Genomic DNA, 14,962 nt, shown 5'->3' with positions numbered 1-14,962 from the left:
TATCGATAGATACTGATGGATATTAGATATTTGGATATGGTTGAAATAAATAGAAATATTTAGCCGGGATACTGATTGATTTTAAGGTATTATTATCTTGAAAGACAGAATCATCTTATCTTTGGTAAATGGAAAATATATTGATAGAAAAGCTTGATAAAGACCAATCAAAAACTGTCAAGGCTATTTTAAAAGCGCTTAAAGTCAAATTCAAAACTTTGGAAGATATCTCAGATTCCAAAAAGATTGCTGAGGGTGTCGCCCGAGGCTATAAAGAAATGTTAGAAGTGAAATCGGGTAAATTAGAAGCAAAAAATGCAAGAGATTTACTTCATGATTTATGACTTTTCAAGTAAAAGCCATACCGGAATTTGAGAAAGAACTCAAAAAGCTATTGAAGAAATATCCCTCCTTATAAGATGAGTTCTTAACTTTAGTTGAAAGCCTTGAAACTAATCCAAATCAAGTTGTCCAGATTTTTAAAAATTGTTTTAAAATCAGAATTGCTATTAAGAGTAAAGGGAAAGGTAAATCAGGCGGTGGAAGGGTGATTACCCATATTGCAGTAACAGAGAGTATTGTATTCCTTTTATCCATTTATGATAAATCCAAACAGGAGTCAATAACTGACGCTTATATTAAACTTTTGTTGGAACAAATTTCGGATAAGTAAAATAGTTTTTTTTACAATTTAATAGCACAATCCGGTGATGGAGAAGGGGATCTTAGTGAATTAACCTTCTATACATTATAATTAACAAATAATAACCGCAAAATTCATATTAATGTAGCGGTTATAATCGCTGATTTTATATAAAATTACGGTTATAAGACAAATGAGTCCAGATTATCAAAATGGACCACCTGAACACTTGCATCTGAATAAGTGTTTTGGAAAGTACTCGGTATTTTGACTTTGGCTTTTGGATTCCATTTGAATTCCCATGCGGAAAGTTTCCCGTTTACTTCTTCCAAATAATCTATTTCCTGCTGGGCATGGGTTCTCCAGAAATACCCGATATTGTATTTACCTTCTAACGCATTTTTTTTGAACCGCTCTGCCATCAGGAAATTTTCCCAAAGTGCTCCTACGTCTGTCCTACTTTCAAGTGGAAGAAAGTTACCGATCAGGCTATTCCTGATACCATTATCCACAAAATATATTTTCTTGGCCTTTTTCAGCTCATTTCGTAAATTCTTGCTATAGGAACCTACCCTAAAAACGATAAAGGTTTGTTCCAATAAGGTTATGTATTTTTCTACGGTCTCGTTATCCAGGCCGGCAAGCATTCCCAATTCATTGAAAGAAATTTCATTCCCAACTTGATAAGCCAAAGCCTGAAGTAACTTAATGATTTGATCCGGCTTCCGTAAATTCCCTAATGCAAAAACATCTTTGAAAAGATAACTGTCTGCGATCATCTTTAGCCTTTCTTCGGCATCATCGTGATTGATGACTATCTCAGGATAATATCCATAGACCATTCGAACAGGAACCATGCGTTTTTCTTCCAGGAAATTACTGTGGTCCACCATTTCCGAAAAAGAAAACGGAAAAAGAAAATACTCCCATTTTCTTCCTGTCAGAGGTTCTCGTATAAAATTGGAGAGTTCAAAAGCAGAAGAACCTGTCGCCAGAACCTTGACCTCAGGGAAGTTATCTACGATGATTTTGATACAAATACCAATATTTTGAATGCGTTGGGCTTCATCAATGATGACTGTCCTCGCTTTGCCTATCAAGGTCTTGAGTTTGGTGGAACTTGGATTTGCCAGCAATTCCCTGATATCGGCATCATCTCCATTCCACCATAGGATGGGAGATTGGAATTGGTTAGCGTGATTTTTTAGCAAGGTGCTTTTCCCCACCTGCCTCGGACCAAAAAGAATAATAGCTTTATTATCCTTGATCTTTTTGGAAACTTTAACTTGTATGTGTCTCGGAATAAACATAATCGCAAATTTAATATAAATTTTGCGATTATAAACGCTGATTTTATATAAATTTTGCGATTATAAGTTCTTATCCTTCATTGGATAGTGTATATCTATCAAGGTTAAAACTCAACTCCGAGGAATTATTCCGACCACAAATCGGCACAATAGAGAACTTTTATCTCAACCCAGGTCGCTAAAAAATCTTGAAAAACTATAGGATCATCAAAGTTTAGCTTAGTGCAATCACAGTAATACTGGGATTAATTGGTGGAACTTATTAAGGAAGATTGGATTCGATTTTTGAAAAATGTGAATCAAAGAGAGCTTTTTAAACAACTTAATTCCCCAGGAAAATTGTAAAACCAAACTTTAAGCCTAAGACATTCTCTCTGGTGTAAAATCCATCAGATTCGAAATTCGCTCGATTAGAACTATAATTTAATAGCAAATCAAAGCTACTCCGCTCTCCCAACAACAAGGCAAGTCCCAAACCTCCCCCAAGACTAGTGACTGAAGTATTGCTCACACTTTCTCCAACGAAATCAGTCCTAGTTCTTTGGTTGCCAAAAATAGAATTCACCTCAGCAAAAGGCAGAATTTTTCCTTTCGGTACATAATACCTGACAAAAGGCCCTGCTCCAAACAAAGAGTTTTTGGCCTCAAATGCAAAGGCGTTGAGAAATATTTCCCTACTTCCCCAACCCAAAGCCAAATCGACTCCAGCTGCCAAATTATTGGTTAGAAAATAGCCCACCTTCGGTGCAAAAAAGATGTTGTATGAACTGCTTTTTTCAGAAGAACCATCAGCAAACTCCCTTGTTGAATTGGAAAAATACATATCCATCATTCCTATACCATTTGAAAATCCAATGTGGGTACCGGCACCAAGGAGCATTCTTCCTTTTTCAGTTTGACCATAAACAGAAACACTGATCAGAAGAAAAAAACATATGGTTTTGAACATTTTCATAAAGCAAAATTTTTGGTCTAAGAATGGAATCTTTAGGATCTAATAATGGGAAATTAGCTAGGAAATGAACAGGATAAACTTCGTTCATCCTCATCTGATAAACTTTATATTTAAGGTTGCCTCCCAAGAAACATGGTGAAGCCAATTTTAATCCCTAAGGTATTTTCCCTGTCGGTATAGTCCTCTGATTCAGTGTTTATGCTGTTAGAAGTATAATTTAAAACCAAATCAATGCTGCTTCTCTTTCCCAATAAAAAGGCAAGCCCTAAACCTCCACCAATGGCAGTAAAATTTTGTCGATTTTCTGAACTGGTAAAACCGGAAATTTCTATGTTCCTATTGCCAAAAAGTGAGTTTGCCTCTACAAATGGCAAAACCTTTCCACTGGGAAAATAATAACGTACAAATGGTCCTACACTGAAAAGAGAGCTTTTTGAATCTAAGTTTTGTGAGGCAGCATCAATAGTCGAAGTTCCTCTACCCGAACCTAATGCTAAATCCAATCCAGCAACCAAATTATCAAAGATAAAGTATCCTGCTTTTGGAGCTATAAATATATTATTGCTGTTAGTTTGACCAGAAAGACCATCATCAATAAAAGTCTTTTGCCTTGAAAATGAAAGATTCATCATCCCTGATGATTCAGACAAGCCCAAATTAGTACCAGCACCAATCAAGAATCGGCCCTTTTCAGTTTGGGCAAGAGTGGAAAAACTAATAAGAAGAAAAAAGCATAGTATGTTGAGCTTTTTCATGAGAACATGAGTCTGGAGAACGATAGAATTAATTTACGAAAACTAACCAACTATTAAAAGTAATTAACACTTACTTTGTCCGGTATTTTCATTTTTGGTATCCTTAAAAAAGTAATAGGCTCAAATATATAGCATTCAACTTCCTTATTCTCAAAAATTAAGATACGATTTAGCCAAAAAACACTTAGACTTATCTCACACGCTCCTTTGTAAACCAATTCCCAAAAACAATGATAAAAACCACACCGATCAAGGTGGTTAAAATGCTTATACCGTTACTTAACGAGGGCTTCCCCAACCAAATTGCCAAAAAATAACCTGCTATCACGATCAATCCCATAATGACAAAGACAATGCTTGCAAATTTCGGCAATCCATTCGCTATGGCATTTTCTCTTTCTCTTTGAGATAAGTTATTGTACCCCGCTAGCAGATTAGGGAAAAACCTGATAAGGATTGCGATGGCTATAAAAATCAGACCGGTATAGATGCTCTGCATGATTGAATTCAATTTTTGATTGCCTCGAAGACCCAAAGTTTTAAATGGAAATTGTTTCTTGGTGGCTTTGTGGTTTAGTTAATGAGATTTTTTTTTCAAATTAAAGATCAATTTCTTACTCTAAATCTACTAAAAATTAATACATATCTATGGTTGACACTAAGGTGACTAATCTATTTTTAAGAGATGGTAGCTGTTTTTATATAGTTTAAGAATTAATCAAGCCTAATTTTTAGAACATAATCTAAATTTTAGGCCAAATTTTTAGATTATAACCCTAATATTAGGCGTATTTTTTAGATTATAATCCTAATATTTGGTATATTTGATGTGTTAATATTTTAAAAATGGTCCGAAGAGAACTTACTGATAAGCTTATTAATGCCTGTTTCAAGAACAAGGTGATCATTCTTCTAGGAGCAAGGCAAGTTGGAAAAACTACTTTACTCAAGGAAGTTGTGAGGACAATCAATGTACCATCTACCTGGCTCAATGCAGATGAGGCGGATATTTTGGAAGCCTTTTCTTCCGCTGTCACCAGCACTCAGCTAATACAACTTATTGGCACAAGTACACAGTTGGTGATCATTGACGAGGCCCAGCAGATTCCAGATATAGGCCGAAAACTCAAACTTATCTACGACAATCGACCCGACATCCAGGTGATTGCCACAGGTTCATCTGCTTTTGACCTACAGCATCAAACTGCAGAACCCTTGACGGGAAGAAAGAAAACCTTTCACTTGTTTCCCATCAGTTATCAGGAAACGGTGATAGATACCTCCACTTTAGAAGCCAAAAGGTTATTGGATACACGTTTAACTTATGGTCTCTATCCAGAGGTTGTCAACAATCCCGGTCAGGAAAAAGAAACCCTTTTAGAAATTGCCCAGAGCTACCTTTACAAAGATGTCTTGCAAATGGATAGTATCCGGAAACCAAGCCACCTTGAAAAATTATTAAAAGCTTTGGCTTTTCAGGTAGGGTCTGAGGTCAGTTATCATGAACTTGCCCAAACCATTGGCAATATAGATACTGCCACTGTGGAAAAGTACCTGGATTTATTGGAAAAGGCTTTTGTCATCTTTAAACTTCCTGCATTTAGCCGCAACCTGAGAAATGAAATCAAAAAAGGCAAGAAATACTATTTCTACGACAATGGTATCCGCAATGTCCTGATCAGTAACTTTTCAATTCCTGAAATGCGACAAGATAAAGGAGCCTTGTGGGAAAACTTTCTAATCTCTGAAAGGCTTAAATACAATTCCTATACAGGAAGATTTGTCAATAGCTATTTTTGGCGTACCCATGACCAAGCCGAAATAGATTACATCGAAGAAGCGGATGGCATCCTTCATGCTTTTGAATTCAAATGGAAAGATCAAAAAGTAAGGTTCCCTGCATCCTTTCTCCAAGCTTATCCCGACCATGAAACGGCAGTGATTATCAAACAAAATTTCGAAGGATTTCTAGGGGTATAGTCGACCTTACTTCAGCCTTACCAAACCAATCATAGGATTGGCTTCTTCCTGTGCACCTGATTTGTATTCAGCTGATTTGACGAAATAGAACAAATCTTTTTCTGCACACAAAACCCTTAAATTTAACCTATCCCCATCTTCATCCAAAAATCCATCTTTCACATAATAGGGCTCTCCACTCCCCATATGATAGAGAAATTGGTGCAAACTACTTTTTTCATAAAAATGGGAACTGATGTAATTGGCAGTATGTACCACATTTGCGATATAATACTTTTTAAAGCCCCTGTCATCTAAATGTGGTTTAGGAAAATTCAACTTGGCAAAAGGCATCAATTGCATGTCCTTAAACTGATAGAGCGTGTCTCGTAGGTAGTTTTCATTGGTCGTTACAGGGGTATAGATGAAATGATTACAGCCAAAACTGCTGATATAATCAGTATATCCTAAAACAGAGGCTATTTTCTTTTCCATTTCGACTTTACGTAATGGAAGTGTGTCTAATATTGCTATATCTGCTCCTAATCGATATAACTTGGTCTCATTGGCAAAACCTCCTTCTACTTCATTTCCATATTCCTGTGAAATTCCAAACCTCTCTCCATCCAGCATACATAAATAGTCAAATGAGGCATTCATCCTCTTTTCCTCTAATAACTCATGTTTGGGAGAATACCTCAAGAATTTATAATTGGCAAAAACATAAATCTCTCCAGAACGATCATCAATGGCCATGGCAGAAACAGACCTGTATTCCCCAGGACCATCACCTTGTTTTCCGAGCGCACCCAAAAATTTCCCATCCAGATCGAAGACTAGGATTTTTTGAAATACATACCAGATATACAATTTGTTATCATGAAGGTACACTTCATTAATTCTTGAAATAAATGCATCAGGCCGGGTTTCAAGTTGGATAAATTGTATGGAATCCGCGATGTCGTGTAAAGTAATTTCCGTATTTACCTTGTCAGGCACATTGATTTCAATCAATTCTGACTTAGGCTTTTCGACACAGGCAAAAAATCCTGAAAACATCGCTACAAATAATAAACCCCTTAACATTAGATCGTCCATAAATTATATTTTCACTCCTTTTTGAACATCAACCTGCTTTTTGATGGCTCAGTTTGCCTTGGTACGATCAACTGTAAATGAAGCTCTTTTTCGTCCAACTTAGAAATGAAATATTTCTGCACACTTATTTTATCCAAACGTCCAATAATCAGCGTATCTCCATCGGTCCACCATATCCCTTTAAGCTCGTGAATCTCGAAATTACTGTAATTTGTAAAAATGACGGTATCCTTCTTGAAGTCATAAAAATATCCATCTATCACTTTACTGAAAGTTTCCGCAATAGCCTGCCGTGATTCTTCATCCTGAAGTTGAAAGTTTTTTGAAGTCAGTATATTTTCAAAAGTTTCGCTTCGATACATATTCCATTTGCCTTCCAAAGAATGTTCACTTTGCAAAAACCAAAAAAGTGGCAAGAGGTAAAGTAGAAAATGGGTCATAATTTTAATTAAGTGATAAACACTTAGTCAATATACCAATTTAATAGTTTAAATTCAAGAGGTTCTTAGTGGATTCCACAACAAGATGGAATCAAGAGGTCTTTTCAAGTCATTTACATCTTTTATAAGATGCATTTGCGGTTATTATCCTTCATAAAAATGTGGTCGTACACATTTTTCCCTTTGAAAAAATGTTCGATTGCTCAATTTTTCATTTGATTTTCGGAAAAGAACTAGAAACTCAACCTTTTTTTCGCATAAATTACCTCAACCCCCAAAAACCCTACACTACAGGATGTTTTTACTTCATTATATTTAGAAATTGGAGTTTGAATTCTAAAATCGTTTGCTTCGACAATTTGCTAAATGATATTGATTGATATTTGCTGATATTTATTGATACTTTAGAAATTGATGTGCAAGCCAATATCCATGAATATCTTACTATCCATAAATATCAAATAAAAATATGCCTCAAGTTAATAAGATAGGCTTATTCATCCCCTGCTACGTCGATCAGTTCTACCCTAATGTGGCAATTGCTACTTTGGAATTGTTGGAAAAACTGGGTTGCGAGGTAGTCTATCCCTCGGGACAGACTTGCTGTGGGCAGCCCATGGCCAATGCGGGTTATGAAAGGGATACGGTTGGCACAGCCAAACATTTTTTAAAGACTTTCAAAGACTTCGACTATATCGTAGCCCCATCCGGTTCCTGCGTGCTGCATGTCAAAGAACATTCCCCAAGCGTTCCCGGTTTAGAGTCTGAACAGCAGGTCACACAACATAAAATCTATGAGTTGACGGAATTTATTACTGATGTTTTAAAAATCGACTCCATTCAGGGAAGTTATCCCCACAAGGTAGGCTATCATGCCTCCTGCCATGGACAGCGTGGCCTTCGGTTGGCTTCTGCAAGTGAACTGCATGAAACGCCGTTCAACAAAGCCCGGCAACTCCTGCAACAGCTTGAAGGATTGGAATGGGTGGAATTGACCCGAAAAGATGAGTGCTGCGGCTTTGGAGGTACCTTTGCCGTGACAGAAGAGGCCCTTTCCATTCAAATGGGCAAGGACAGGTTGGAAGACCATATCAGCCACGATGTGGAAATATTGACCGGAGGAGACATGTCCTGCATCATGCACCTGCAGGGCATTGCTTCAAGAAATAAACAAAATATTCAATTCAAGCATATTGCCGAAATCCTAAACGAAGCCATCTCATGAACCACCCTCAGGAAGCCACAGAATTTTTGAAGGATGCTGCCAATGCCAAATGGCATGATGACACCCTTTGGTTTGTCCGGGACAAGCGGGATAAGGTCAGTAAATCCGTACCCGAATGGGAAAAACTCCGAAACCTTGCATCAGATATAAAGGACAATGTGCTGGCCAATCTGGAAACCTACCTGGTGGAATTTGAGAAAAACGCCAAAGCCAATAACATTCACGTGCATTGGGCAAAAGATGCTGCCGAACACAATCAAATTGTATTGGGCATATTGAATGAACATCGTTGTAAAGCCATTGTCAAAAGCAAATCCATCCTGACTGAGGAATGCCATCTGAATCCTTTTTTGGAAAAAAACGGAGTCGAGGTAGTGGATACGGATCTGGGGGAAAGGATAGTCCAATTTCTCAACCAGCCGCCAAGCCATATTGTGTTGCCCGCCATCCACTTGAAAAAAATGGCCATATCGGATATTTTCCATGAAAAACTCCAGACTGAAAAAGGTAATGATGACCCTTATTACCTGACCCAGGCTGCCCGTAAACACCTGAGGGAAAAGTTTTTGGCGGCCAAAGTGGCCATCACAGGAGTGAATTTTGGAGTGGCCGAAACAGGGGAATTTGTAGTCTGTACGAATGAAGGCAATGCCGATATGGGTGTTCACCTGGCCGATGTGCATATTGCCTGTATGGGCATAGAAAAGATCATTCCCAAAAGGGAACATTTGGGGGTATTCCTCAGGTTGCTGGCCCGTTCAGCTACAGGTCAATCCATCACCAATTATAATTCCCATTTTAGAAGTCCTTCTCCGGGAAAGGAAATCCATATCGTCCTGGTGGACAACGGACGCACCGAACAATTGGCCCGTGAAAAATTCAGAAACTCACTCAAATGCATCCGCTGCGGGGCCTGTATGAATACCTGCCCGATATACAGGCGAAGTGGGGGTTTCAGCTACGGCAGCACTGTACCGGGCCCTATCGGTTCCATACTTTCACCTGGAATCGATTTGCAAAAGCACAGTTCCTTGCCTTTTGCTTCCACCCTATGCGGTTCCTGTTCGGATGTCTGCCCTGTCAAGATCAATATCCATGAACAGCTGTATGAATGGCGGCAGGAAATTACCAAAGCCCAGGGCACAAATGCCAAGAGTATTTCCATGAGTATTGCAAATGGGATTTTCGCAGTGCCTTTCGCCTATAAATTAAGTGCCTCCATGATGCGCGGTGCCTTGAAAATTTTACCGGAAAGCATTACCTACTCCGGTCTGAACACCTGGGGCAAACAGCGGGATCTGCCGGAATTGCCTAAAGAAACTTTCAAGGACTGGTACAAGAAAAACAGAAAATGAACAGCAGGGAACATATATTATCCAAAATCAAAGCCATACCAAGGGATGAAAAACCATTACCGAAAATCCCCGATTTTTCTTTTGAAGGTGATTTGGCAGAAAAATTTACCCAATCCATTCAATTCAATAAAGGAGAGATAGTGGGTGCAGGTGACTTGGCCGGTATCATTGCCCAAAACAAGTTCAAAAAAATACTTTCCCTGGTCTCCTCATTTGAGGCATTGGCCAATACTGAATTGCCTGCTGATTCCCATCAGTTAAAAGATTTGGATTTGGCCATTATAGAAGGGCAATTTGGTGTTGCTGAAAATGCTGCCATCTGGCTGACCGATGAGAATATGGGTTTAAGGGCCTTGCCCTTTATCACCGAACACCTGGTCATTGTATTGAAAAAAAATTCTCTTGTTACCAATATGCATGAAGCCTACAAAAAAATAAGCCTGGCCCATTCCGGATTCGGCCTTTTTATCGCCGGTCCTTCCAAAACTGCGGATATCGAGCAGTCCCTGGTGATTGGGGCACATGGGGCGAAGAGTTTGAGGGTGGTGTTAATGTAGAAGCGAGAGATTAGAAGCGAGAAGCAAGAGACAAGAATAAAGAATAAAGAAACATGTGCCAGTGGTTCATGACTTCTCTGGTTCCAAGGTCTTTGACTTGGACTAAAATAGAGGTAGTTTTCAGAATGCCAATTTGTATAAAAAGACGTTGGTATTCATAACATGACTTAGAATCATGGTATGAATTCGTCTCCTGAATATCCATCCGCTCGTATATACATTTACTTTTTTATGTAAATTGGAAATCTAAATTGTCATAGCGATGAGAGAAATAACCTTAAAAATCCCGGAAGAAAAGTTTGAATTCTATATGGAACTCTTCGAACAGCTTGGTCTTGAAACCGGATTTGATTACCAAATCCCAGAAGAACATAAAGAAATTGTCAGGGAGCGTATTAGGAAATCTAATGAAAATCCTGATTTACTATTGGACTGGGAATCGGTTAAAGATGATTTTGATTTAGGATGACCTCCTTTAAAATAAAAATTGAAACTTTTGCCAAACTTGATATACAAGAAGGTATCCGTTGGTACAATTCCAAAAAGAAAGGACTTGGAAAGGAATTCCATCAAGAAGTAAAAGATCACTTTGATATATTAAAGGAGATTATGTTCTTCCAAGTTCGCTATGATAAAGTCCGCTGCCTCCCCTCAAAAGATTTCCCTACATGATTCATTACTCAGTCGATGAAGACAGAAAATTGATCATCGTCCGGGCAGTCTTCAATACCCATAGAAGCCCTGGAATCTGGAAAGAGAGGGAATGACTTTTTGCTTCAAAAGCATTTCGGATATCAGGTTATTAAAGAACATTTTACCAAATTTTAAGAAATAGACCTTCGGGGTTTTTAAAACCCCAAAGGTCGGCAAAGCCCTAAACTTTAAACCCATTTTCCTGTTGGATTACAAACCCAATGATATGATTCGATATACTTTTATTATAATCATGCTCCTTTTTCAATTTTCATGTTCTTTTAGAGGTATTCACCGCCATAAGGATATCACTTATATGGAAGAGGGTTTTTTAAAGAATCTTCCAAAAAAGGAACTGAACATTTTCACTCCAAAAAAAGCTGATGGGAGCAATGATGTGATGGTTTTTATACATGGAGGAAGTTGGAATTCAGGTGATAAGGACATCTATAATTTTTTGGGAAGTAGGTTTGCGAGAAAAGGAATTGTCACAGTCATCATCAACTATCCTTTGGCACCGGATTATCGGATACATGATATGGCACAAGCGGCTGCCAAAGCGGTGCAGTGGACAAAGGAAAATATTTCTGAATATGGCGGAAGTGCGGAACATATTTATGTTTCGGGTCATTCTGCAGGAGGGCATCTTGCAGCCTTGCTTACCGTAAGGAATTCCTACTTTGACACCTTAGGTGTAACCAATCCCATCAAAGGTGCAGTGCTGATCGATGCTGCAGGGCTGGATATGTATTGGTTTCTGAATGAAATGAATTATGAACCGGGAACTTCTTATTTGAAGGCATTTACAGATAGTCCAACGGTTTGGAAAGATACCTCACCGATATATTATCTGGACGAAAAAGATCCACCTATATTCGTAATGGTTGGGGGACGAACACTTCCGGGAATAGAAAAGACCACGGTCCGTTTTATGGAGGCTTATAAAAAAATAGAACCAAACCCCAATTACCACCTACAAGCAAGAAAAAAACACGTGCCCATGATTGCACAGTTTGTCTATACACCAAATAAAGCTTATCGCTGGATTCTGGACTTTATGGATCAACATAGAGAATAATTTCCCCTCAGTCTAAATATTTCTATTAAACCAGGCATTTTCTCCTTTGGCTTTATTCATTTAGCTTATTAGTCTTTTTTAATTACTGATCAAATAATTCAAAAGTTGATAAAACCTGGCCAAGAGTTACTCGGGAAGAGCGCTTGAACCCTCAAAAATCCCAAGATTAAAAGGAAATCGAATACTTATGCTGTTTTGATTCTTACTTGAATTAGCAAACCTAAATTTTCAGTAATCCTGAATTTTAGTTAAATTGAAGAATCTTAAAAGTTATAAACATGAAAAGGAAAATTAGCATTTCACACATTTCAGCATTGACTTTTCTTATAACCGTATTTCTTGCAGTCTCAGGACACGCTCAAAACCAACCAGATATCCCGAAGCCTCGGGGGCCAGTAGATTTATCTGATACCAGTAATCTGATTATATTTATTGTAATCCCCTTGATTATATTGATTGTGTACTTGATTTACAGAAAACGGATCAAAAAAGTCAGAGAAGAGCGGGAAGATCGAATCAAAGAAGAAAATGAGAAAAGGTTAAATAAGGAATAAGAATTTATTAAAAAGTCTACAGGGAGATTCATTTACTGGATTGTATACGTTCCATTTTTTCCACTCCTAATACCTTAAGAGAAAGATAGGTTTTTACTATAGCTTGACGCGCCTAGGTTTGGAGGTAAGTTTTTAATATCCCCACCATTCAAACGCTTGTTATTAGCCTGTTTTGCCGGAAAAAGCCACCTTATTGACACCCCACTCTTTCAATTAAAAAAATAAAACCCTGTAAATAAAATACTTACAGGGTTAATTTTGATATTTCTCGCAGAGAGGAAGGGATTCGAACCCACCTCTTAACTAAATGACTTTCAATATTTTACAATCAAATTTAAGCCGCCACTCACCGAATGACTCACCAAATTTTTTAGCATTATAAATTGAATCAAATTTATATAAATTATGATTTAAATCAAAAACTTATAATATTATTCTGTTCAAAGGTTACTTTAGGTCCTAGAAAAATATACAGTTGGAAGAGGTGAGAGTCCGGTATTGGAGTTGATCGTGGAAGCCCTCGACCAGAGGGCATCCCTCGTGTCTGTCCTGACCGCTGTTGAGGTGATCGGGGTCCAGTCTCCATTGAAATATCCCAGGGCAAAGGCTATGGCATCTTTTCCGGTCCGCTTGCTGACGATTCCGTCAGCTCCGGGATCTCCGCCACCAGGCATGTTCACCCCCTTCAGCCAGCCCTGAAGGGGGTAATAATAGTCCAGACCCTGAATTTTGTGCTCACCCCCTTCCCTGCCACCTGGCCCTTCGCTAAAAATGTCCGATGGACAGTTTCTTCACAAGAAGTCCTACACTGGCAAGCGGCCTCCCGCTTTGGCGGGACAGGCTATGCGGATAGTAATAACAGATGGCATATGGGCAATAAAGTCTCTACTGAGATTACCTTAGAAGATAAAACAGCCTCCGAACAGGTGCGCCTGATTGCCGAGCTGGACGAAAAGGACAAGTCCGTTATCTTCGGCCTAATCGAGACGATGCTCACCAAAAAGAAGTTCAAAGACTCCTTCCAGAAAAATGTGGCAGCCCTGTAAAAGCAAAAGCCCGGACATCGCCGGGCTTTTTGCTTATAAATATCTAATATATCTCCGATTTTATAAGTTCCAGCAGTCTTGGGTTGTCTTCCATTAAGTTACCGTTTAAGATAGTGTCGAAAAACTCCCCAAGGCATAAGGTATCTGACCTGCTTTCATATTCTATTAGAAGTTTAATCCTTATGTCTATGGACTTTTCCTGCCGTTCAGGTTTCAGTTTATTAACCTCTTTGTTCAGATGTTCTAAAAAGGCACTGTCCGTAACTGTTTTGGTTTGTAGCAATACGGAAGCAATGTAATCCAAATTATCACATGTCACCGGTATCATCACCGTAGTTTCCTCGGGCAAGTATTTTATTATCACCTTTTTGATTTTTTCATTCGGTGATTGGCAAGATGCCAGTACCAAAATCAAGCATGTGAATACCAGTTTATCTATTTGGCCCATATTTCTTAAGTTGTCTGTCCACATTGTACCCTTTCTGTTTCAATTTTTGATAATGATTATAGGTAGCTGGTCTGTTTATTTTATTGGATGTAGGCCCCCCTGTTACAACCTGATCTCCAGAATATGAGGTCCTTGTTACTCCCGTAGCGGAAATTTCCTTATTAGCTCTCGCTGTTCTCTGCTCGGAACCAGTTATTACCCGCCGCTCTTCTTTGTTTTCATATTGGGCATCAGGAGTCCTTCGGCCATCATTAAAGTTACTGTAATTGGTATGCCTCTCTAAAGCATGATCTGATTAATGTTCTAGCACGGTCGCAGGAGAAACTACCGTGCCATTTTCGTATTCTGCACCTGCGGTCGGGTTCCAATAAATATATCCTGAACTTAAAAATGAGCCTTCCTCTGAAATTGTAACCCCAACGGACAATTTACTGTTTCCAGCGATCGCCTGCATTTTCTCTCCACCACCGTTTTCAACGTTGTAATTGTAAGCGCTCAGGAACTGCTGGACGAACTCGTTTTTGGGGGCACCATCAGCATTCGTGCCGTTAAACCTGAAGTTCTGCTTCTTTCCCTTGTCATCAGTGTACCAGATTAAAAAATCCTTCCCGTCAGGATCTATCATCAATATAGGGTTGTTTGCTACCCAGCTGTAAGGTGACATCGAAGGGTACTTATCGGAATGGGGGTCCAACTGCCAAGTTCTGCCGATCACAGGATCATATCCACGGGCATGAAAATCGTACAGATTGAGGTTCAAATCACGGATCAGTTCCTTTCCGTTGTAGAGATAACGCTATACCCCTGCGCAACTTTCCGCCTTCACAAAACCAACCCCCTCACACA

Annotated in this window: 17 protein-coding genes and 1 pseudogene; 10 read left to right on the top strand and 8 right to left on the bottom strand. The window is 38.8% G+C overall.

Annotation, left to right across the window (positions count from 1 at the left end; genetic code table 11):
- Positions 1-128: 128 nt before the first annotated feature.
- Entirely contained in the window at positions 129-344 is a 216-nt protein-coding gene (locus EA341_RS13815; protein WP_293015597.1) for a hypothetical protein, read from the top strand.
- Between the two features lie 481 nt (positions 345-825).
- Here EA341_RS13815 and EA341_RS13810 read toward each other — a convergent pair whose 3' ends face one another.
- The 4 genes from EA341_RS13810 to EA341_RS13795 all read right to left on the bottom strand — a co-directional run bounded on the left by EA341_RS13810 (position 826) and on the right by EA341_RS13795 (position 4,162).
- Positions 826-1,953, bottom strand: coding sequence for an ATP-binding protein (locus EA341_RS13810; protein WP_293015595.1), 1,128 nt, complete (start codon positions 1,951-1,953; stop codon positions 826-828).
- Between the two features lie 322 nt (positions 1,954-2,275).
- A complete protein-coding gene (locus EA341_RS13805; protein WP_293015593.1) occupies positions 2,276-2,908 on the bottom strand; it encodes a hypothetical protein in 633 nt (210 codons plus the stop codon).
- A 110-nt stretch (positions 2,909-3,018) separates the two neighbouring features.
- Complete coding sequence (locus EA341_RS13800; protein ID WP_293015592.1) at positions 3,019-3,663, bottom strand: outer membrane beta-barrel protein; 645 nt, start codon at positions 3,661-3,663, stop codon at positions 3,019-3,021.
- A gap of 190 nt (positions 3,664-3,853) precedes the next feature.
- The gene (locus EA341_RS13795) at positions 3,854-4,162 is read right to left on the bottom strand and encodes a DUF3784 domain-containing protein (RefSeq protein ID WP_293015591.1); all 309 of its coding nucleotides are present in this window, start codon (positions 4,160-4,162) and stop codon (positions 3,854-3,856) included.
- A gap of 347 nt (positions 4,163-4,509) precedes the next feature.
- Here EA341_RS13795 and EA341_RS13790 point away from each other — a divergent pair, with 347 nt between their 5' ends.
- Positions 4,510-5,643 carry an ATP-binding protein gene (locus EA341_RS13790; RefSeq protein WP_293015589.1) on the top strand — a complete coding sequence of 378 codons (1,134 nt, stop codon included), beginning with the start codon at positions 4,510-4,512 and terminating at the stop codon, positions 5,641-5,643.
- Positions 5,644-5,649: 6 nt separating this feature from the next.
- Here EA341_RS13790 and EA341_RS13785 read toward each other — a convergent pair whose 3' ends face one another.
- Both EA341_RS13785 and EA341_RS13780 read right to left on the bottom strand, forming a co-directional pair.
- Entirely contained in the window at positions 5,650-6,720 is a 1,071-nt protein-coding gene (locus tag EA341_RS13785) for a 6-bladed beta-propeller (protein ID WP_293015588.1), read from the bottom strand.
- Positions 6,721-6,731: 11 nt separating this feature from the next.
- Positions 6,732-7,160 (bottom strand): hypothetical protein, encoded by a 429-nt coding sequence (locus EA341_RS13780; RefSeq protein WP_293015587.1) that lies wholly within the window; start codon positions 7,158-7,160, stop codon positions 6,732-6,734.
- A gap of 469 nt (positions 7,161-7,629) precedes the next feature.
- On the opposite strand from EA341_RS13780, the gene EA341_RS13775 reads away from it, so the two are divergent.
- The 8 genes from EA341_RS13775 to EA341_RS13740 all read left to right on the top strand — a co-directional run bounded on the left by EA341_RS13775 (position 7,630) and on the right by EA341_RS13740 (position 13,668).
- A complete protein-coding gene (locus tag EA341_RS13775; RefSeq protein WP_293015586.1) occupies positions 7,630-8,385 on the top strand; it encodes a (Fe-S)-binding protein in 756 nt (251 codons plus the stop codon).
- Positions 8,382-9,740: a lactate utilization protein B gene (locus EA341_RS13770; RefSeq protein WP_293015585.1), complete on the top strand. Its 1,359-nt coding sequence runs from the start codon at positions 8,382-8,384 to the stop codon at positions 9,738-9,740. The genes EA341_RS13775 and EA341_RS13770 overlap by 4 nt, the downstream gene beginning before the upstream one ends.
- Entirely contained in the window at positions 9,737-10,297 is a 561-nt protein-coding gene (locus EA341_RS13765; RefSeq protein ID WP_293015584.1) for an LUD domain-containing protein, read from the top strand. The genes EA341_RS13770 and EA341_RS13765 overlap by 4 nt, the downstream gene beginning before the upstream one ends.
- 262 nt (positions 10,298-10,559) lie before the next feature.
- Positions 10,560-10,766 (top strand): hypothetical protein, encoded by a 207-nt coding sequence (locus EA341_RS13760; RefSeq protein WP_293015583.1) that lies wholly within the window; start codon positions 10,560-10,562, stop codon positions 10,764-10,766.
- The gene (locus tag EA341_RS13755) at positions 10,763-10,969 is read left to right on the top strand and encodes a hypothetical protein (RefSeq protein WP_293015582.1); all 207 of its coding nucleotides are present in this window, start codon (positions 10,763-10,765) and stop codon (positions 10,967-10,969) included. Before EA341_RS13760 ends, EA341_RS13755 begins: the two co-directional genes overlap by 4 nt.
- 247 nt (positions 10,970-11,216) lie before the next feature.
- Positions 11,217-12,068 carry an alpha/beta hydrolase gene (locus tag EA341_RS13750; protein ID WP_293015581.1) on the top strand — a complete coding sequence of 284 codons (852 nt, stop codon included), beginning with the start codon at positions 11,217-11,219 and terminating at the stop codon, positions 12,066-12,068.
- A 278-nt stretch (positions 12,069-12,346) separates the two neighbouring features.
- The gene (locus EA341_RS13745; RefSeq protein ID WP_293015579.1) at positions 12,347-12,622 is read left to right on the top strand and encodes a hypothetical protein; all 276 of its coding nucleotides are present in this window, start codon (positions 12,347-12,349) and stop codon (positions 12,620-12,622) included.
- Positions 12,623-13,353: 731 nt separating this feature from the next.
- Positions 13,354-13,668, top strand: a complete 315-nt coding sequence (locus EA341_RS13740; protein ID WP_293015573.1) for a hypothetical protein — start codon at positions 13,354-13,356, stop codon at positions 13,666-13,668.
- A gap of 43 nt (positions 13,669-13,711) precedes the next feature.
- Here the strand turns inward: EA341_RS13740 and EA341_RS13735 are convergent, their stop codons facing one another.
- Both EA341_RS13735 and EA341_RS13730 read right to left on the bottom strand, forming a co-directional pair.
- Positions 13,712-14,116, bottom strand: coding sequence for a hypothetical protein (locus tag EA341_RS13735; protein WP_293015568.1), 405 nt, complete (start codon positions 14,114-14,116; stop codon positions 13,712-13,714).
- A gap of 295 nt (positions 14,117-14,411) precedes the next feature.
- Positions 14,412-14,897, bottom strand: a pseudogene (locus EA341_RS13730) (RHS repeat domain-containing protein); the annotation flags it as partial.
- Positions 14,898-14,962: the final 65 nt, after the last annotated feature.

Source organism: Mongoliibacter sp., assembly GCF_007692705.1.
Classification (GTDB): domain Bacteria; phylum Bacteroidota; class Bacteroidia; order Cytophagales; family Cyclobacteriaceae; genus Mongoliibacter.
The sequence above is the reverse complement of the archived record's forward strand: the minus strand, read 5'-3'. Positions and strand labels throughout refer to the sequence as shown.